Genomic DNA, 20,115 nt, shown 5'->3' with positions numbered 1-20,115 from the left:
TGGTGTCCCCGAAGCATCATGGAACGGGCGGTCGGGGACTGAAGTCCCCGCCTACCATCCTGCAGTCGCTGCGCGACGCTCCAGTCGCACCAGTGCCTGCCGTTCCCGGCGGCCGTCGCGCAGCGACTGAATGACTGTAGGCGGGGCTTTCAAGCCCCGACGCGGCGGCACGACGACATCAACATGCAATCGCCCTGGCTCGTTCCTCGCCGCGGTCGGGATGACGGAGGGGAGGTCGTATGTCGCCGCGGTCGGGATGACGGACGGGTGTGCTCGTGCCTCGCGTAGCTTGCCCTGCGCTTGCCGAATGGGGTCGGGATGACGATGGGCACCGAGCGACCCTGCGATTCGCGCCTGCCGAGCCGCTAGCGCTGGTAGCGCTTCACCACCGCGTCGATCAGGCCGGAGGTCGAGCGTCCGGCCTCCAACTCCACGAGCACCACCTGCCCGCCGTACCGTTCCACGACGGCGCGTTCCGGGAACGGCCGGCTGGCGTACTCCGCGCCCTTGATGTAGACGTCGGGGCGAACCGCTTCGAGCAGCCGCTCGGCGGTGTCCTCGTCGAAGATGACGACGTAGTCCACACAGGCGAAGCCGGCCAGCAGCTCGGCGCGGTCCGCCTGCGGGACGATGGGCCGGTCTGGCGACTTGTACCGCCGCACCGACGCATCCGAGTTGACACCCACGACCAGCACGTCGCTGTGCGCCCGGGCCTGCTCCAGCGAGCGCAGATGACCGACGTGGATCAGGTCGAACGCGCCGTTCGTGAGCGCGACGCGTGCGCCATCGGCTCGGCGCGCCGCCAGGACGCGCAGCAGCGCGGGCAGCTCCAACACCCTGTCGGCGGCGCGCGGCGGCGGGTCGGCCATCGTGCTCGGCCTACCAGACGAAGACGAACAGCAAGTCGTTGACGTTGGTATTGGTCGGGCCGGTGATCAGGAGGTCGCCCAGGCCGTCGAAGAAGTTGTAGGCGTCATTGTTGGCGAGATAGGTATCCGGATTCAGGCCGGCCGCGCGCGCCCGTGCCACCGTCGAACCGTCGGCTATCGCGCCGGTGGCGTCATTCGGGCCGTCGTTGCCGTCCGTCGCCAGCGCCGCGATGATGACGTTGTCCAGCCCGACGATTTTCTGGGCGGCGGCCAGCGCCAGCTCCTGGTTGCGCCCGCCGACGCCGTTGCCGCGCACCGTGACGGTGGTCTCGCCGCCGAGGATCAGGCAGGCCGGGCGGGCCAGTGGCCGGTTGCGGGCCGTCTCCTCGCGGGCCAGCGCCGCCACTACCTTGGCGACCTCGCGGGCCTCGCCTTCGACGTAGGTGGTCAGCAGCAGCGCCGAGAGGCCCTCTGACTCGGCCTGGAGGACGCCAGCCTCGGCGGCCAGCTCGTTGCTGGCGACGACGACCGTCTGTACGCGGTCGAAGAGCGGGTCGCCGGGCTTCGGCGTGTCCGAGATCTTGCCGTCGCGGCCATCCTGCAGGCGGGCGCGGACGCTGGCGGGCAGCCTGTCGAAGACGCCGAACCGCTCCAGGATCGCGCAGCAATCCTCGAAGGTGCTGGTGTCGGGGACGGTCGGGCCGGACGCGATCACGTCGAGCGGGTTGCCGACCACATCCGAGAGCACCAGCGCCAGCACGTCCGATGGCGCGGCGAGGCGCGCCAGACCGCCGCCTTTGGCGCGCTCCAGGTGCTTGCGGATAGTGTTCAGCTCGTTGATGGTTGCGCCAGCCCGCAGCAGCAGGTCGGTGGTCTGCTGCATATCCGGCAGGCTGATGCCTTCGGCCGGCAGCAGCATCAGGGCCGAGCCGCCGCCCGAGAGCGCCACCACGACGAGGTCACGGGGGCCGGTCGTCTCCAGCAGTTGGACCAGCTCGGCGGTGCCGTTGACGCAGGACTCGTCGGGGATCGGGTGGGAGGCCTCGCGCAGCAGCACGGTGCGCGTCTCGTGGGTGTGGCCGTGCTTGACGACGACCAGCCCATCCGTGACCCTGTCGCCCAGCACCTCCTCGGCGGCGGCGGCCATCGGTGCGCTCGCCTTGCCGGCCCCGACCACGACGATGCGGTCATAGGCGGCGAGATCGTAGGCGCGGTCGCCAACGGTCAGCGTGTCGCCGTCGCGGCGCAGCGCTCGACGGACGGCCTCGCCCGGCTCGACGGCGGCCAGGGCGGCCTGCATGACGCGCGTCACCAGGGCGCGACGGTCGTTGGTGGCGGGATCGGCCAGGAGCCGCTCGCCGAAGGAGAAGGTCGGGGTTGCGGTGGAAGCCGAGTGGTCGGACATCAGCGTCACCAGAAGTGGGATTCGGGCATGATGGCCGCCCGCACGACGAGCGCTCGGCCCACGCAATGGTACCCGGTGGACGGCTCAGGCCGGCAGGGTTGCGTGTTCCCGGTCAGCGAGCGGCGTGGCGGCGCTCGTGGTCGAGCAGCCAGCGCTTGCGGTCGAGCGACCACGCGTACCCGGCCAGGTGGCCGGTGCCGTGGGTCACGCGGTGGCAGGGGATGATCGGCGAGATCAGGTTGGTGGCGCAGCCCATACCTACGGCCCGCGCCAGCCTGGCGTTTCCGAACTGCAGCGCCAGGGCCTTGTAGGTCGTCGGCTGGCCGGGTGGGATGGCGCGAAGCGCTTCCCAGACACGCTGCTGGAACGGTGCGCCGGTGTAGGCCACGGGAATCCGAGCCAGCGCGCCGACCTCGCCCGCGAAGTAGGCGTCGAGCGCCTCGGAGATCGGTCCCAGGCTGCCGGTCTCCTCGATTCGCGCGTCACGCAGCGTCGCTCGGAGCCGGCCGCTGACGAGCGCCGCGAGATCGTCCGTGAAGCCGCCGGCCAGCACGACACCGTCCCGGGCCAGCAGCGCGAGCGGCCCGATGGGGGTGTGCATAGTGTGCGCCTGAAGAAGCATCCCTCCACCCCCTGATCCTAGGGCAATCGCATGTTCGTTGGTGTTCCCAGAACGTCGCAAGATGCGCAGTCGGGCGTGAAACCCCCGCCTACAATCACGCCGTCCCTCCGCGACGGACACAGGGAACAGCAGCAACAGGCGAGACTGGGGCGTCGCGAAGCGACTGCAGGATGGTAGGCGGGGCTTTCAAGCCCCGACGACGCTGCACGATGCGCTCAACATGCGATTGCCTTGCCTCTGGCCCCCGCTCCCGCGCAACGGGACGTCGGCGACACGGAGAGGCGGCGCAGCCGAGATGATGTCGGCGAAGCCGATGTTCGCGCCGCGCAGCGGAGGGGGCCAGGGGGTGAGGCATGCCGAAACGCACCTCTCACGACGTCAGCATCTCCAACGGTTGAACAGCGCTCCAGCGCTGGGGGTTGCATCTCTGCGCTGACCGACCAGCGAGGGACTATGGCGTCCACGCTCTCCAGGCCGGCCACGCTTCGACGAGCCCGGCCAGCGCTGTGTACCCACCAGCGGCCGGGTGGATGCCATCACCCGCCGCCACCTCGCGCCACCACGCCTCGACGGCCTGGATCGGACCCAGAATGTCGAGAAACGGGACGTCCAGCGCCTGGCAGACCCGCGCGTAGCGGGCGGCCAGCTCGGCATGTCGCGCCGTTTTGTCGGGTTCGGGGGCTGGCGGCACGCCGACTACCAGGACGGGATAGCCTGCCTTCGCCTCCGAGATCAACTGTCGTGCGTTGGCCTCTGACCGGTCTGGGGGCACGCGCCACTGGCCGTTCTCGATGGTGGCGTCGTTGGCCCCGAAGGAGAGCACGATGCGCCCGTCAACGCCGGGCACGAGCCGCGGGGTGACCTCGGCGCGCCAGCGGGCCAGGATGTCAGCAGTCGTCTCGCGGCGGATGCCGAGGTTGTACGCCGTGATGGTGTGTCCGCGCGCCCTGGCCGAGGCGCAGATCCGGCCCGGCCAGCCGAGATAGGCCTCGTCGCCGGTGCCCTGGGTGAAGGAGTCGCCAACAAAGCAGATGCGTAGATCAGCCAACGCGGTCTCCGAGGTGCATGTCGTGAATTGTCAGTTCTCAGTGGTCAGTTGTCAGACGGCAGTGATCGGCTGGCAGTGGGTAGTAGTCGGTGGTCCGCCGGGCTGCCGTCCGTGGTCGGCGAGGGTGGCGCTGCTCAGCGGACTGTGCCGGGCGTGTTGTGCGGCGGCACCGGTCCGGGGCCGCCCAACAGCTCGGCCAACCCCCAGAGATCGCGCCACTCGTAGTCGGGCGTGGCCGGGCCGGGCTTCGCCTCGGTGAACCGGTTGACCCACGCCGTGCGACAGCCCATCGCCTGGGCCGGCCCGATGTCGTACTTGAACCCGAAGGCCACGTGCAGGACCGTCTCGGGCGGCTCGCCGACGCGGGCGAGGGCCTGCTCGAAGACGGTCTGCGCCGGCTTGTACGCGCCGCAGTCCTGGGCGGTGATCACGTCGTCAAACGGCACATCCAGGTGCCGCAGCGTATGCTCGATGATGTCATGGTCGGTGTTGGAGATGATGACAAGGCGGACGCCCTGCGCCTTCGCCTGGAGCAGCGCCGGACGGGTGTCCGGGAACGGCTGCCAGGAGCGCATCGAGCGGACCAGCCCGTCACCGTCTGCGTCGTCCCAGGGGTAGCCACGCTCGTCGGACCAGAGCTTGAGGCTCTCGGCCAGAATCTGCTTGTACGGGCGATACGGCCCCTGGAGCAGGCCGAACTGGAGCGCTTCCCAGCGCTCGCGGAGGGCGGAGCCGTTGCCCGGGTGCGGATCGCCCTGCCTGAGCGCGAGCTGATAGAGGAACCCGCCGGCCCCGCCCTCCCAATCGACGAGCGTGCCGTAGCAGTCAAAGGTCGCGACGCGGATGTCGGTCTGGGCCATGCCGCCTCCGTGGTGGGGGATTGTACCGTCGTCCGGCCATTGTGCCGGCAGTCTCCAACCGGGTAGAGTCGCTGGCAGGAGTTCGCCGTATGAGCACGACCGTCGACGAGGCCGGCGCCCCGCCGTCTCCTCCGTCCTCGACTTCCCCTGACCCTGCCAAACCGGGCCAGCAGCACCTCAGCATTCCGCCACTCATCAAGCGGAACACCGTGCTGCTGGCGCTCACCCAGGCCTTCGTCGGCATGGGCAACCAGACCACCCCGACGCTCGCGCCGATCATCGCCGTGCGGATGCTCGGGTCACCCGATCTCGCCGGCGTCGGCTCCAGCATCCTGGGCCTCAGCCGGCTCCTGATCGCCTACCCTGTCGGCTTCCTGACGGACCGGTACGGCCGCAAGGCCGGCCTGATGCTCGGGCTGGCGCTCACGCTGCTCGGCACCCTCGTTATCGGTGCGGGCATCCTGGCGTGGTCGTTCGGGCTGGTGATCGTCGGGCTGGTCGTGTTCGGGCTGGGGGTTGGCGCAGGCCAGCAGCTACGGCTGGCGGCGGCTGACATGTTCGTGCCGGCCAGGCGCGGCGAGGGGCTGGGCTACGTGCTGACTGGCTCGCTGGTCGGCGCGATTGCGGCGCCCCTGCTGATCGCGGCCAGCAAGAGCATCGGCGCGTCGATGAACCAGGACGAGCTGGCCATCGTCTGGTTCCTGCTGCCGATCATCATCGTGCCAAGCATGCTGCTCGTGCTGCTGGTGCGGCCCGACCCGAAGACCATCGCTCAGAACCTGGCCCGCTACTACCCTGGCTACGCCCCGCCGACGACCCAGGCGGCGCACACGGTCTCCATCGGCGGGCCGCGTGTCTGGGTCCGCAACTTCCCGCTGGCAGCGGCCTTCGCGAACAGCTTCGCCGCCCTCGGCGTGATGTCGATGATGATGGCGATGACGTCGTTGGCGCTCGACCATCACGGCTACAGCCTGACGTCGATCTCGGCCTCGGTGTCGCTGCACGTCATCGGTATGTTCGGGTTCTCGATCCCGATAGGCCGCCTGAGCGACCGTTTCGGGCGGCGCAACCTGATGCTGGTCGGGAACGTCCTGCTGGCCGTCGGCTCGATCCTGGTCCCGACCTCGCCTGAGTACATCGTCATCACCACGGGGACGTTCCTGGTCGGATTGGGCTGGTCGTGCGTGAACGTGGCCTCGTCGGCGCTGATCACCGAGGTGGTGGCCCCGGCCGAGCGCGGCCGGGCCATCGGCTTCAGCGACACGATCAGCCAGGCATCCACCATCGCGATGCCGCTGGCTGGCGGCCCGATTGCCGCGCACCTGGGCCTGCCGGCGCTGGCCGTCGTGGCGCTCGCCGTGCTGCTGGGACCGGTCATCATGCTCTCGCGGCTGCGCGAGCACGAGCCGGGCCACTACGGCCACGCGCCAGCCGGCGCGACGTAGGCGGCCCTCCGTGGAGGGGTGTGCGCAGCGGCTGACACTCCTTCACGGACGCGCAGCCCCCGGGCGGCCCGTTCCGACCCCTCAGACTGGTATCCTCTTCCCAACACACGCCTGCCGCGCTGCTGGCCGCTGAGGATCGACCGCATGACTGCCAAGACTGGCTCTCTCCCGACGCCCACGGGCACCGACGACAAAGAGTGGCAGTGCCTGACCTGCCAGAACGTCGTGCTGAGCCCAACGCTGCCCTACAAGTGCCCGCGCTGCGGCGCGTCGCGCGTCAAGTTCGTCATCAAGGGGCAGACCGGCGAGGGCGAGTAGCAGCAGCTCACACCGCGCGCGGACCCTGTGGCGACTCCCGTGCTGGACGTTGCCCGGGACGACGCTGCTCAGCCGGCCTCGCGGAGGCGTGGGTTGAGGGCGTCGTTCAGGCCATCGCCGATGATGTTGAACGCCAGCACCACCAGCGAGATCGCCAGCCCCGGGAACAACGACATCCACCACGCTTGCCGCAGGTACTGCTGAGCCTGATTGAGCATCCCGCCCCAGGAGACGAGGTTCGGGTCGCCCAGGCCGAAGAAGCCGAGGCCGGCTTCCAGCAGGATCGCCGCTGCCACGTCCAGCGAGCCGGTCACCACGATGGGGGCCATGACGTTCGGCAGCGCCTCGCGCACGATGATCGCGCCCGAGCCCATGCCGCCCACCCGCGCGGCGTCCACGAACGGCGCTTCGCGCAGCGACAGAAAGCTGGCGCGGACCACCCGAGCGGTCTGTGGCCAGCTCAGGATGGCGATGACGGCGATCAGCTTCAGCAGCCCGGCCCCGAACAGCGCCACGATGATGAGCGCCAGCACGAAGCGCGGCAGCGTCTGGAACAGCTCGGAGATGCGCATGAGCGTGGCGTCCACGACGCCCCCGAAGAAGCCGGCCAGCGCGCCGACCACCACGCCGATTGCCAGGGCGCTGGCAGCGGCCAGCCCGCCGACGGCCAGCGAGACCCGTGCGCCGTAGACCAGCTGCGCCCAGATGTCCCTGCCCAGGTGATCGGTGCCGAGGACCGCGCCGGGCGTCAGCGGCGGCTTGAGGGCGTTGGCGCTGCCGGCCTGCGGATCGGCGCCCGCCACCAGCGGCGCGCCCACGGCCATCGCCAGCACCACGACGACAAAGACTGCCGAGACGACGGCCTGCGGGGACCGGCTGAAGCGGTACCAGAAGTCCATTTACTGGTACCGCACGCGTGGGTCGATGGCGGCGTACAGCAGGTCGGTGATCAGGTTGACCACCACGACCGTCATCGAGATCAGCAGCAGGATCGCCATCAAGACCGGGTAGTCTCGCTTGGAGATCGAGTCGAACAGCAGGCGGCCGATGCCCGGCCAGCCGAAGACCGTCTCGATGAGCGCCGAGCCGGCCAGCACGAAGCCGACGTTGTAGCCGATCACGGTGACGATCGGCGCGGCGGCGTTCCGCAACGCGTGGACGAACATCACCGTGCGCTCGCTGGCCCCGCGCGAGCGCGCCGCCAGGATGAAGTCCGAGCCGAGCACCTCCAGCAAGCTGGCGCGCGTCATCCGCGAGACGATAGCCAGGTAGCGGAACGAGAGCGCCAGCGCCGGCAGCAGCAGGTAGCGCAGCCCGTCCGTGAACGCGCCCCAGCCCTCGGCCGGCGCGCGCAGCGAGCGGTTCCCCTGCGAGGGCAGCCAGCCAAGGCTGACGGCGAAGATCACGATCAGCAACTGGCCCAGCCAGAACTCGGGGATCGAGTAGCCGAACAGGGAGATCGCCTGGCTGCCGACATCGGCCGCCGTGCCGCGCTTGCGGGCGGCCATCAGTCCCAGCAGCACACCGACGATGCTGGCAAGGCAGAGTGAGGTGACGGTCAGTTGGAGTGTCGCGCCGAGCCGCGCGCCGATCAGCTCGGTCACGGGCTGGCGGTTGGCGAACGAGTAGCCGAGGTTGCCCTGGAGCACCTGCCCGAGATAGCGGACCAGCCGGATCGGGATCGGCTGATCCAGCCCGAACTCGCGGCGGACCTGCTCGACGTACTCGGGCGGGGCGGGGTAGTCGCCGATCAGGATGGTGGCGGGATCACCGGGGGCCAGCTGGATCAGCGTGAAGTTGATGACGACCACGCCGAGCAGCAGCGGCACGGCCTGCAGGAGCCGCTGAAGGGTGAAGCGCGCCAGGCCGCCGGACTTCATGCTGGCCGCCCGTGTAGCCCCTCACCCCCCGCCCCGCTGCGCAGCGCGAATGTCGGCTGCGCCGCGCAGCGGGGCGGGGGGTGAGGGGCTACAGCGCAAGAGGACCTTCGTTCCGCTCGCACGCTCGCTCCACTCAGGATGACAACGGGTAGTCGTGGGTTGAGGATGAATACGATCCGTCGCCTTACGGCGTCAGCCAGACCTCGCCCCAGCGGTCGCGCGAGTCGACGCCGAGCCAGACGTTGTTCAGCTTCTTCGACGCGAAGTCGATGCCTTCCTCGTCGTAGAGCACCAGCGAGGGCACCTCGTCGGACAGGATGGCCTGCGCCTCCTTGTAGAGCGCCGCGCGGTCAGCCTGCCCCGGCGTAACCGCCGCCTTGTTCAGCAGCTCGTCCACCTTGGCGTTCGAATAGCCCGTGGCGTTGACGAACTGGGCCTTCGTCTCGTTCGTCAGGTACAGCCGGTGATACCCAATCGACGGATCGCCGCTCGACACGAACGACTGCAGTGTCAGGTCGTAGTCGCGCTCGGCGAAGACCTTCTGGATCATCACGGAGCGCTCGAGCGGCTGGATCTCGACCGTGATGCCGACCTGGCGCAGGTTGTCGCGGATGATCTGCGCGCCGGCGACGAAGTTCGGGCGCGCCGCGTCGTGTACCAGCCGGAGCGTCGTGTTCGGCGCGACGCCCGCCTGGGTCAGCAGGGCCTTCGCCTTCTCCACGTCGAGCGGGTACTTGCGGGCGTAGCTCGCGTCGTCGTTGACCAGCCACTTGAAGGCGTCGCCCAGCGGCCCGAAGCCCGGACGCCCGAGGCCGCCCATCGCCTGCTGCACCTGGGTCTCGCGGTTGATGGCGAACGCCAGGGCCTGCCGGACCTCCTTCCTGGCGAGGACCGGGTTGCCCTGGTTCATCATCATGAAGTCGATGGCGCCGGTGCCCTGCCCGCGCTTGCCGATCAGTTGCTGATTGGTGCTCAGGCGGCCAACGTCGGCCTTCGGCAGGTAAAAGTCCACGACAAAGTCGATCTCGCCCGTCTCCAGGCCCGCCGAGCGGTTCGCGCCCTGCGGCACGATCTGGAAGACCAGGGCGTCCAGGTACGGCTTCGGGGCGTCCCAGTAGTCGGTGTTCCGGACGACCTTCAGGCTCGATCCCCGGTTCCACTCCGCGAACTTGAAGGGGCCGGTGCCGATTGGTGACTGGTTGGCCGGGTTCGCCTTCGGGTCCGAGCCTTCGTAGACGTGCTTGGGGAGGATCGGCGAGTCGAAGGCCGTCTGCTGGAGCAGGAACGGCGCGTACGCCTCGGAAAGCTTGATGGTGACCGTCAGCGGATCGGGCGTTTCGATGCTCTGGAGCCGCTTGAGGGTGGTCTGGGCGCGCGGGTGCAGCTTCGCCAGAATCTCCTCAAAGCTGAACTTCACGTCGGCGCTGGTGAACGGCTTGCCGTCGTGCCACTTGACGTTCGGCCGCAGCTTGAAGGTGTACTCCTTGCCGTCCGCCGAGACCGTCCAGGAGGCCGCCAGGGCCGGCTGGGCGTTGAAGTTGTGGTCCGTCCAGACGAGGCCCTCGAAGATCTTCGAGCCGACATCGCCGGCCGCGTAGCCGGTCGTGATGCCGAGGTTCAGGGTCTCGGGATCGGCGTCGATGGCGACGATGGCCGTGCCGCCCGGCTTGCCGGCCGTCGCAACGACCGGCGGCGGAGCCGATGGCCCGGTGACGACGCTGCCGGAGGGCGCGCCAGCGCCGGCCGGCTTGGCCGCCGGGCTGGCGGCCGGGGAGGCCGCCGGTGCGGCGGCTGGCGAAGCTCCGGCCGCTGGTGAGGCCGCCGCGGCCGCCGGCGATGACGCCGCGGCCGGTGACGCGGCAGCAGGCGCGGCTGGTGATGCCGCCGGCGCGGCCGGCTTGGTGGCCTCGGAGGCCTTCGGGGCGGCGGCGGGCGCCGCCGGCGCTGCCTGGCCGCAGGCTGCCAGCAGCAGCCCCATGACCATCAGGACACTGACCAGCAGGCTCGCCGACGTGAGCCGCCGCCCCTGCCGCATCCGATTTCGTGGCCCCACGCCTGGGGAACTGACCATAGTGATACCTCCGCAACGCCCGCCGACTCCGTCCTCTTCGACGTGACGCAGGGGCCGTACCCACGCGAGCAGCAAACGCGGCCACCGTTCGGCGGCATGCGCGCCTCGCGACGGGGCGAAGTGTACACGACGAGTGGTCAGCGGTCGGTGATGAGTTGCCAGTGGTCAGTTATCAGTGGACAGCAACGCGTCGGTCTTCTTGACAGACAGAGGCGCTGTCATCCTGAACGAGCAGCGGTGCTGTCATCCTGAACGAGCAGCGGTGCTGTCATCCTGACGGGCAGCGGTGCTGTCATCCTGAACGAGCGAGCTTGCGAGCGACGTGAAGGATCTCACCCGCTGACCGTCAACGCTCGCGTCAGTAGGTGAGGCCCCCGCTTCTATGAGCGTCATGGCGGTGTGCGTGCTGTCAACGACCGCGTCAGCGGGTGAGATCCTTCGCTGCGCTCAGGATGACAATTGGGTGTTGCGTGCTTGCTGCAAGGCAATGACGCGCATCAGAAGGCATACTCCCACGCCCCACGCCCCACGCCCCACGCCCCACGCCCCACGCCCCACGCCCCACGCCCCACGCCCCACGCCCCTTGAAACCCAGAACCCGAAACCCAGTACCCCCGCTCGTGACCGTTTGACATGCTCTCCCGGGCCGGCCATCATCTCGGCTGGGAGGCGACCGATGAAGATCACCGACCTGTCTGTCACGCTCCACAACTGGGACGTGCCGCCCGTCAGCTACGGCGGCACGAAGGCCGGCGGCATCGTCGAGGTCGGCGTTGTCACGATCTCGACCGACGAGGGCATTGAGGGACACAGCTTCCTCGGGGCGTCAAGCTCGGGCGCCAACGAGAGCCTGCACGAGGTCATCGGGCGGCTCAAGCCGCTGGTGATGGGCCGCGATCCGCTCGACATCGGGGCGATCTGGCAGGCGATGTGGGCGCGCAATCGCCAGGTCTCGATGCGCTCGATCTGCTGCATCGACGTGGCGCTCTGGGACATCGCCGGGAAGGTGGCCGGCCTGCCGATCCACCGGCTCATCGGCACCTACCGCGACAAGGCGCCCGCCTACGCCTCGTCCGCTGTCATGGAGACGCCCGAGGAGTACGCTCAGGAGGCGCTGAGCTTCCGCGAGCGCGGCTGGCAGGCGTACAAAATCCACCCGCCCCGCATCCCGAAGCTGGACATCGCCGTCTGCGAGGCGGTCAAGCGGGCCGTCGGCGACACGATGGTGCTGATGCTCGACTCGACCTGGAGCTACAGCTACGAGGACGCCCTGCGCGTCGGGCTGGCGATCCAGGAGATGGGCTACTACTGGTACGAAGACCCGCTGCCCGAAGACGATCTGTACAACTACGTCAAGCTGAAGGCGAAGCTCGACATTCCGATCCTGGCGACCGAGCACTCGCCGGGCGGCCTCTACGGCTACACGTCCTGGATCACCCAGCAGGCCACCGATATGCTGCGCGGCGACGTGGCGGTCAAGGGTGGCCTCACGCCGATGATCAAGATCTGCCACCTGGCCGAGGCGTTTCGCATGAAATGCGAGATCCATCACGGCGGCAACTCGCTGAACAACGTGGCGAACCTGCACCTGACGATGGCCGTCCCCAACTGCGAGTACTTCGAGGTGCTGCTGCCGGATTCGGCCCAGAAGCATGGCCTCGTGCAGGAGATCGAGGTCGATGCCCAGGGGTTCGTGCACGCGCCGACCGCGCCCGGCCTGGGCTACCAGATCGACTGGGAGCTGATCCGGCGCAACCAGACGCGGGTCGTGCGCTAGACGCCTCTGGGAGCGCTGACGCTTCTGGGAGCGCGGCGATCTTCGCCGCCCCCGGTACGGTTCCACATCGAATTCGGCCGTCTCCGACGTTTCGTCGGGGGTGGCCGTCTCTTTCCGGCCGTTCCGGACGTTCCTGACGTTGTTCGGGACGGCTGTATCCAGGACGGAGCAGGCCGCCGCGACTTCTGACTAGCTGACGGATGTTCGATCGCTCACCGAGGCCGATGCCAGCCTGTCTGCATCTGTTCCGCGCACGCGGTGGCCCGCATGGACGCCGGGAACCGCTCACCTGAGGCTCGACGGCTACCCCGCAACCGCCGATAGTCCTAGTAGCACCGACGCGCTGCCCGGCGTATCCGAAGCTGTGCCCACGCCCACCCCATCCCAGGAGGAGCCGCCCTCATGGAGCCCGTCGCCCCGGTCACGTCGACCATCGCCGGCCGCCTGCCGGCCCTCGGGTTCGGCACGCTGACGGCCGGGCAGCTGGTGCAGGCGCGCGTCTCGCGGGTCGACGGCGATCAAGTGCGCTTGCAGTGGGGCGAGCACACCTTCAACGCGTCGAGCAGGGTGCCGCTGACCGTCGGGCAGCAGGTCAACCTGATGGTCGAAGAGAGCGCCTCCGGCAAGATGCTGCTGCGGATGGTGGACGATACCTTCGGCAGGGCACGCCAGACGCGCGGCGCCGAGAGCAGCGGCAGCCAGACCGCCGGGACGGCCGCGCCAGCGACGGGCGCGCGGCAAGGGCCGATAGCGCCCGTGGCCGGGCGCAGCGGGCAGCCAGGATCGGACGGACAGGGACAGGCCGGCAGTCAACAGGGCTCCGGACAGTCGAACGGTCAGAGCGGTCAGTCCGGGCGGCCAGAGTTCGGCTCGCAGCTTCCGACGGGCCTGCCGGGCCAGCCGACGAGCGCTGCCGGGCAGCCATCCGCCGCGAATGGCCAGCCTGGGCTGGGCCTGCCCGGGCAGACCCTCCTGCCAGGACAGCCTGCTCGGGCGGGCTTCGCGCCGGGGCTGGGCCAGCCGAACGGTGGTGGTTCCGTCTTCCCAGGATCGGCTGCGCCCGGTGGGCCATCGGCGGGAACGCCCTGGATGCCCGGTGCGTTCGGGCTGCCGACGCTGGCCGGCAGTGCCGAAGCGCTCGCGAGCCTGATGTTCACCCAGCTCGACGGCCGGCCCGGACGGGCGGGCGTTGCCGGCGCGACCGGCCCACAGGCGTGGTCGCCGTCCGGAGCCGTCGCGGACCCGGAAGCTGCGAACGATGCTGCCACCGAGGTGTCCGGCGCAACCGGTTCGCAGCGCACGGCCCCCGGCGTCGCCGCTTCGACGGGCCTCATCGCCAAATCGGCCATGCCGACCTATGGCCGGCTGGCGCAGAGCGTGGGCGGCGCGGTGGCGTTCGGGCAGTTGCTGGCGACGAACACGCCGGAGATCAGCCAGACGCTGGCACGGGCATCGCTCGCGCCCACCGACCTGGGACGCCTGCTGGTCAACCTTGGAGTCCATCCCGACGAGATGAACGCTGTGCTGGTGGGCGAGCTGCTGGCGCAGGGCGTCACCGTGCAGGAGGGGACCGTCCGCAACCTGCGCCGTGAGGTCGCGGCGGCCGGCGGCTCCCTGCGCGATGTTGGCCCGGCCGTCTCGCTGATGCGGCTCGGCCTGCCGATCACGCCGCTCAGCCTCGCGGTGGCCCGGCAGCTCCAGGCCGGGCAGTTCGCGCCGAGCGCCGCCTGGGGCGAGCTGCTCGACACCATGCAGCAGCTCACGCGCAGCCCGATGTCCGGCAGCCAGGCCGGCGTGCTGGCCGCCGAGCTGCTGGCCGACTGGCGCGTGCCGCTCGAGGAGGGCGCGGCGGGCATCGCGCGGTGGCTCCAGCAGTCGCTCGACCGCACGGGCACGCCGCTCGAGGCGAAGCTCGCGCGGCCAGCCCTGGACGCGCCACCCCCGGACGGGACGTCGCGCGCCGCGCTGACCTCCCCGGGCCAGGATGTGCGCGCCCGCCTCGACTTGCTCGCCCAGTCCCTGCCGCCCCAGGCGCGCGAGGGCCGGAGCGCCCTGGCAACCTCCCTCTCGGCGTCGTTGCAGCGGGTTCAGGCGACGGTTCAGGGCGAGCAGCTGCTCAACGGCTCGCCGGCCGCTCCCGCCGAGCGCTCCGAGCCACGCTTCTTCGCCGTCACCATCCCAACGGTGATGGGACAGCAGTTGAGCACGCTGGAGATGCGCGTCCGCGAGCGCGACGCCCGCCCGACGAAGCCCGGCGAGCCAGCCCGTCCGGACGTGGTGCAGCTCAGGCTCAACCTGCCAGGGCTGGGCGATCTGGCCGTCAACCTGACCGTCGGACAGCACAGCGTGGCCTGCCACTTCGGGGCCGCCACGCCGTTCGCCGAGGCGCTGCTGAACGCCAGCGCGTCGGAATTGGTCGGGCGGCTCAAGCGGCTGGGCTACGGGCACACCACCGTGGACGCAGCCCACGAGCCGCCACCGCCGGCCCCATCCTCGCAGACGGGCGTGGCCGGAAACGCCGGCTCGCCGCGCCTGCATCAAGTGGATGTCCACGCATGAGCGCGGGCGGACGCGGGCGCACCCACCAGGGCGGCGCAGGCTCGTCGGGGCGCCGGCGCGGCGGGGCCGACCAGCAGCACGTCGCCGATCTGGCAGGCGCTGCTCGCGCGGTAGCCGCCGGCGGACCGGCTCCAGGCCGCCCTGCCGCCAGTGTGCCGGCCCCACTCCGCTCGGCCTCCGGCGCGATCCCGATGCCGCCGCCCGGCACGCTGCCCCCCCGCGAGCCGGGCCAGCCGCGCACGGCTGTCGCGCTGACCTACGACCCTGCCAACGACGAGGCTCCCGTTGTCACCGCAGTCGGGCAGGGGCTGGTGGCCGAGGAGATCATCCGGCGGGCGCAGGAGGCGGGCGTCCCCGTCACCGAAGACCCCCGGCTGGCCGCCGTGCTGAGCCAGATCGACGTTGGTGTGGTGATCCCTCCTGAGCTGTACACCGTCGTGGCCGAGGTGCTGGCCTACGTCTACCGCCTGGACGACCGGGTCAACCGCCGGAAGTAGTCGGCGTCCCAGCTTTGCCGTTGGCGCTGGTGTGCGAGCGCCGGCGGCTCTTGCCCCGCGTGTCGAAGTGGAGCGCCGCGTCCGCGAGGTTGCGGATCTGCTCGTCCACCCGCTTGTGGACGGCGCTGGCCCGTTCGTCGGTCAGCAGCTCCAGGGCCTCGTCGACGTGGCGAACGGTGTAGATGTGGAATCGGGCGTCCGCCATCGCCTCCACCAGGTCCGGGCGCAGCATCAGGTGCTCGGCGTTCGAGGCCGGCAGGATGACGCCCTGCTCGCCGGTCAGGCCGAGGGCGCGGCAGACGTCGAAGAACCCTTCGATCTTCTGGTTCACGCCGCCGACCGCCTGCACCTCGCCGCGCTGATTGACCGACCCGGTCACGGCGATGCTCTGCTTGAGCGGCAGATCGGACAGGCGGGAGAGCAGCGCCAGCAGCTCGGCCAGCGAGGCTGAATCGCCCTCGACCTCGCTGTAGCTCTGCTCGAACACCAGCCGGGCGGTCAGCGCCAGCGGCTTCTCGCGGGCGTAGGTGTCCGCGAGGTAGCCGCCGAGGATCAGGACGCCCTTGGTGTGAATCGGGCCGCCCAGCTCCGCCTGCCGCTCGATGTCCAGCAGCCCCTCGTGGCCCAGGCCGATGGTCGCCGTGATACGGGCGGGCTGCCCGAACGGCAGATCGCCCACGGCCATGACGGCCAGCCCGTTGACCTGCCCGACCGCCGTGCCGGTCGGCTGCACCAGCAGCACCCCCCGCACGATCATCTCGCGGAGCCGCTCCTGCACGGCCGCCGAGCGATACACCCGCTGCTCGACGGCCCGTTGCACGTCGGCCGCCCGGACCGCTGGCGCGCCGTCCACCGCCGCCCAGTGCTCGGCCTCGCGGATCAGCTCCAGGAGACGGTCGTAGTGGATGGCGAGTTTCTGGTGGTCGTCGGCCAGTCGTGACGCCTCCTCGACCAGCACGGCGAGGGCGCCCGGCTCTGGCCTCAGTCCGTCCGGCTGGAAGCACCGCGCCGCCAGTGCCGCGAACAGGCCCTCAGCCTCCGGAGTACGCGCGGTCACGGTGTCGAAGTCGGCGCGGACCTTGAACAGTTGCCGGAAGGTCGGGTCGAGGTTGTAGAGCAGGGCGTAGGTCGTCGCATCGCCGATCAGCAGCACCTTCACGTCGAGCGGGATCGGGTCTGGCTGCAGACCGCGCGTGCTGCTGAGGCCCAGCGCCTCGCCGGCCTCCTCGATGCTGACGCAGCTCTCGCGCAGAGAGCGCTCCAGCGCGGCCCAGCAGAGCGGCGCGCGCAGCACGTCCTCCGCGCGCAGCACGAGGTAGCCGCCATTGGCGCGGTGGAGCGCCCCCGGACGAATCAGGGTCAGGTCGGTCAGGAGGGCGCCGAGGACGGCCTCGCGCTCGATCCGGCCGATCAGGTTCGGGTACGTCGGGTTGGACTCGACCACCACCGGCGCGCCGGCGGTGTCGCCGTTGTCCACGACCACGTTGACCTCGTACTTGCGGAAGGCGCGCTCCTGGATCTGCTGGGAGGGATCGGCGGTGGCTGCCGGCTGGCTGTGCTGGTGGCCAGGGGCCGGGTTGGCGCGGAAGAGGGCGATGTCCGTCAGGATGCCCTCGCGGACGTGGCTCAGGTACGCGCTGACCTCCGCCTGATCGACATAATCGTCGGCAAGGTCTTCGACCAGCCCGCCGACGGCGTGCAGGCCGACGTCGCGATCCTGGGCCTCCAGGCGCTCGCGCGACTCGCGCTCGACGGACCGCATCTCCTTCATGAAGGCGCGCACGTCCACGCTCAGGGCCGCGCGGCTCAGTTCGATGCTGGCGCGGACCTCGGCCGGCAACTGCGCGAACTCCTCCTCGGAGAGCGGCTGGTTGCGGACGACCGGCTGCAGGGCGATGCCCATCGGCGTGGCGCGCAACTGGAAGCCCTGGCGCTTGGCCCGGGCGCCCAGCTCGACCATCCGCTCTTCGCGCCGATGGTTCATCTCGTTCATGATGGTCTCGACGCCGGCGATGTACTCCTCGCTCTCGAAGGCACGGGGGATCTCGCGGCGGGCGGCCGTCACCAAGGCGCGGACGCCGTCGCGGAGGGTACGCCCCTGACCGCCCCGTAACCGAAGGGCGCGTGGGCGGGTCGGGTCGTCGAAGTTGTAGACGTAGCACCAGTCGTCGGGCGTGGGGCGCGTGCGAGCGGCCCGGGTGAGGAAGCGACGTACTGCCGTCATCTTGCCGACGCCGGGCGGTCCGGCCACGAAGACGTTGAAGCCGTCGTCATGGACGGCGATGCCAAGCTGGAGGGCGCTGAGTGCGCGCTCCTGACCGATCAGCGCGAGGTCGGCATCGCCGGGCGCGAGGTCGGGCAGCGCCAGGGTGGCCGGATCGCAGCGTCGGCGAGCTTCGTCGGCAGTCAGCGCGCGTGCACCGTGGTGGACGGCAGACATGGTGCGTGTCTCCCTTCTCGGCAGCCGAACCGTCGCTCACGGTGACCGGTCCAGACGCGCGCCGAGGTGGCGCCTTCAACGTACCGTGCGGCGGCTGGCGGCTCGGCGTGTCGAAGGGCATCAGACGGAGGGGTCGGGTGTCCTGCCGCTTGCAGAGGTGTGGGGGGATCGGGCGCCCTGACGCGGTGCAGCCGTCCCCTGGAGGAGGGGATGAAGCACCCTCGCGGGGGGTGCTCGGGCGCGCCATCCTGAGGGTGGAGGAGCAGCGGCGCGGCTTTGCGCTGCTCGACACGGTCGGCCTCGTGAGCGTATCCGCTGGACGCATCGACGCCGGGCCGGGAAGGGGTGCATCGTGCAGAAGACGTTGCTGGCGCCGCTCGATGGTTCGGAGGCGAGCGAGGCCTCGCTGCCGTGGGCGATCAAGCTGGCGCAGGACCGGGCGCTCGGCATCGTGCTGGTGCGGGTGGTCGAATACCCGCAACTGGCCACCGACACCTGGGGAGCCGGCGCCATCTCGACCGACGTGTACGAGGAGGTGCTGGAGATCGAGCGGGAGGCCGCTCGCGAGTACCTCGATGGCGTGAAGCATCGGCTCGAAGCGGCCGGCGTCGCGGCGACGGTGACGGTGGCGTCAGGCACGCCAGCCGTGGCCCTGCTCGACCTGGTGGATCAGCTTGGCGCAGAAGCAGTCGTCATCGCCAGCCACGGCCACAGTGGCCTCAAGCGGCTGGTGTTGGGCAGCGTGGCGCACCAGCTGCTGGCCCACGCGACGGTGCCGGTCTTCCTGGTCCGCGCCGATCCGCCGGATCAGCGGCGGACGCCGTCGTTCGCACGGATCATCGTGCCGCTCGATGGCTCGGCGCTCTCGGAGCGGGCGGTTGCCGCCGCGCAGGAGATCGTCGCGCCGGGCGGCACGCTGCTGCTGGTGCGCGTTGCGCCCTGGCCAGACCCATCGCTCGGCGAGGGCGGCGTAGGCCGCGTGCGCGACAACGAGAAGGCGGCCTACCGCGTCTCGCTGGCGCGGGAGTACCTGGAGCGCATCGCCGGCACGGTCCGCGCCCGCGATGTGACGGTGGAAACGCAGGTGATCGTCAGCGAGAGCAAGGGGTCCGTGGCGCACCACCTGGCGGTGACGGCGGCCACGGCCAACGTGGACGCCATCGTGATGTCTACCCACGGGCGTGGCGGCATGACCGGGTGGCTGCTGGGCAGCGTGGCCGACGAAGTCGTGCGGAGCGTGGATCGGCCGGTGCTGGCAGTGAGCGCGCGCGCGGCGGCGTCCGGCGTGATGGGCCGCCAGCGGGTGGGCGACATCATGACGCGCGACGTGCTCGCGCTGCGGGAGGACGAGTCGCTGGTGGTGGCGCTTCGCAAGCTCGTTCGGCGGCATGCGAGCGGCGCGCCGGTCCTCGACGCGAACGGCGCGGTGACCGGCGTGGTGTCACAGCGGGACATCCTGGGCTGGCACGAGCGGAAGGTGGCCGAGCTGGCCGAAGACCGCCAGCCGACCTCCGAGCACTACCTGGCGCTGCTGCGGACCGAGACGGTCAGGTCGGTGATGTCCAGCCCGGCGGCGACGATCCCCGAGACGGCGTCCGTGGCGAGCGCCCTGACGATGCTCCGCGAGCGCAGCCTGCACCGGCTGCCGGTGACCCGTGAGGGGCAACTGGTGGGCATCGTGACGGGGTCAGACATCCTGCTGGCGCTGCTGGCTCAGCTGGAGAGCGCCGACATGGAGCACCACCAGCAGGAGCTGGAGCCAACGGCGGCCGAGCTGGCCGGGGCGCAGGCCGGCCGCTGACGGCACACAAAGAAAGGCGGGGAGGGTGCGCTTCCGCGTCCTCCCCGCCGTGCTTCTCTAGCTCAGGCCCCTGCCGGCCTCGGTTATCGGGCTGGTGTCACACTCATCGAGAGCTGGGCGGCTGCCACTGTAGAGGCGTCATACGCTTGTGTGGCTGCTCTGTGCCCGGTTGACCGCTCCGTTCCTACACGCCGAGGTGGCGGCCGACGCTGTCAACCTGAATCACCATGTAGAGCAGGTGAATCGCTCGCCTGTTCTCCATCTATGGTCCCTCCTTCTGGGACTGTCGGCCAGGTGGGCCATTCCTCCTGGCACTAGCATCGTACCTCGCCCATCAGGGGGCTGGATGGGATGGTTGTCCCGCCGCCCAGGGGACAAGCGTCCCGCCGTCGGGTGAGCCAGCCCTGGAGCAGGCCCGCCGACGCATTTCTGGCAGCAAGCGAGAGGCCTGCATGCCGTCGCCGGGTGTGCTCTCCTTATCGAGTCGGGGATTGCCGGCAGTTCACCAGACGCTTCCCGTTTT

15 protein-coding genes are annotated in these 20,115 nt (G+C 70.2%); 6 read left to right on the top strand and 9 right to left on the bottom strand.

The features are described 5' to 3' along the window. Positions 1–365 precede the first annotated feature (365 nt). The 5 genes from IT306_05740 to IT306_05720 all read right to left on the bottom strand — a co-directional run bounded on the left by IT306_05740 (position 366) and on the right by IT306_05720 (position 4,804). Entirely contained in the window at positions 366–869 is a 504-nt protein-coding gene (locus tag IT306_05740; GenBank protein ID MCC7367901.1) for an adenylyltransferase/cytidyltransferase family protein, read from the bottom strand. A 10-nt stretch (positions 870–879) separates the two neighbouring features. Continuing rightward, positions 880–2,274, bottom strand: coding sequence for a glycerate kinase (locus IT306_05735; protein ID MCC7367900.1), 1,395 nt, complete (start codon positions 2,272–2,274; stop codon positions 880–882). 112 nt (positions 2,275–2,386) lie between these two features. Further along, positions 2,387–2,896: a methylated-DNA--[protein]-cysteine S-methyltransferase gene (locus tag IT306_05730; protein MCC7367899.1), complete on the bottom strand. Its 510-nt coding sequence runs from the start codon at positions 2,894–2,896 to the stop codon at positions 2,387–2,389. A 451-nt stretch (positions 2,897–3,347) separates the two neighbouring features. Continuing rightward, positions 3,348–3,944: a lipase gene (locus tag IT306_05725; protein ID MCC7367898.1), complete on the bottom strand. Its 597-nt coding sequence runs from the start codon at positions 3,942–3,944 to the stop codon at positions 3,348–3,350. A 134-nt stretch (positions 3,945–4,078) separates the two neighbouring features. Beyond that, positions 4,079–4,804, bottom strand: coding sequence for a haloacid dehalogenase type II (locus tag IT306_05720; protein MCC7367897.1), 726 nt, complete (start codon positions 4,802–4,804; stop codon positions 4,079–4,081). A gap of 89 nt (positions 4,805–4,893) precedes the next feature. On the opposite strand from IT306_05720, the gene IT306_05715 reads away from it, so the two are divergent. Further along, entirely contained in the window at positions 4,894–6,249 is a 1,356-nt protein-coding gene (locus IT306_05715; protein ID MCC7367896.1) for an MFS transporter, read from the top strand. A gap of 144 nt (positions 6,250–6,393) precedes the next feature. Further along, positions 6,394–6,567: a hypothetical protein gene (locus IT306_05710; GenBank protein MCC7367895.1), complete on the top strand. Its 174-nt coding sequence runs from the start codon at positions 6,394–6,396 to the stop codon at positions 6,565–6,567. 68 nt (positions 6,568–6,635) lie between these two features. On the opposite strand, the gene IT306_05705 is transcribed toward IT306_05710, so the two are convergent. The 3 genes from IT306_05705 to IT306_05695 all read right to left on the bottom strand — a co-directional run bounded on the left by IT306_05705 (position 6,636) and on the right by IT306_05695 (position 10,518). Continuing rightward, a complete protein-coding gene (locus tag IT306_05705; protein ID MCC7367894.1) occupies positions 6,636–7,466 on the bottom strand; it encodes an ABC transporter permease in 831 nt (276 codons plus the stop codon). Next, complete coding sequence (locus IT306_05700; GenBank protein ID MCC7367893.1) at positions 7,467–8,447, bottom strand: ABC transporter permease; 981 nt, start codon at positions 8,445–8,447, stop codon at positions 7,467–7,469. Between the two features lie 184 nt (positions 8,448–8,631). Next, positions 8,632–10,518 carry an ABC transporter substrate-binding protein gene (locus IT306_05695; GenBank protein MCC7367892.1) on the bottom strand — a complete coding sequence of 629 codons (1,887 nt, stop codon included), beginning with the start codon at positions 10,516–10,518 and terminating at the stop codon, positions 8,632–8,634. Between the two features lie 676 nt (positions 10,519–11,194). On the opposite strand from IT306_05695, the gene IT306_05690 reads away from it, so the two are divergent. From IT306_05690 to IT306_05680, 3 genes are all read left to right on the top strand, one after another. Continuing rightward, positions 11,195–12,295 carry a mandelate racemase gene (locus IT306_05690; GenBank protein ID MCC7367891.1) on the top strand — a complete coding sequence of 367 codons (1,101 nt, stop codon included), beginning with the start codon at positions 11,195–11,197 and terminating at the stop codon, positions 12,293–12,295. A 402-nt stretch (positions 12,296–12,697) separates the two neighbouring features. Further along, positions 12,698–14,854 (top strand): flagellar hook-length control protein FliK, encoded by a 2,157-nt coding sequence (locus tag IT306_05685; GenBank protein MCC7367890.1) that lies wholly within the window; start codon positions 12,698–12,700, stop codon positions 14,852–14,854. 191 nt (positions 14,855–15,045) lie between these two features. Continuing rightward, entirely contained in the window at positions 15,046–15,351 is a 306-nt protein-coding gene (locus IT306_05680; protein MCC7367889.1) for an EscU/YscU/HrcU family type III secretion system export apparatus switch protein, read from the top strand. Here IT306_05680 and IT306_05675 read toward each other — a convergent pair. Next, the gene (locus IT306_05675) at positions 15,335–17,791 is read right to left on the bottom strand and encodes an AAA family ATPase (protein ID MCC7367888.1); all 2,457 of its coding nucleotides are present in this window, start codon (positions 17,789–17,791) and stop codon (positions 15,335–15,337) included. The genes IT306_05680 and IT306_05675 overlap by 17 nt on opposite strands. Positions 17,792–18,143: 352 nt before the next feature. On the opposite strand from IT306_05675, the gene IT306_05670 reads away from it, so the two are divergent. After that, positions 18,144–19,592 carry a universal stress protein gene (locus tag IT306_05670; GenBank protein ID MCC7367887.1) on the top strand — a complete coding sequence of 483 codons (1,449 nt, stop codon included), beginning with the start codon at positions 18,144–18,146 and terminating at the stop codon, positions 19,590–19,592. Positions 19,593–20,115 lie beyond the last annotated feature (523 nt).

The organism is Chloroflexota bacterium (genome assembly GCA_020850535.1).
Classification (GTDB): domain Bacteria; phylum Chloroflexota; class UBA6077; order UBA6077; family JACCZL01; genus JADZEM01.
Note: the sequence above shows the minus strand (reverse complement) of the source record. Positions and strands in the feature narration are given on the sequence as shown.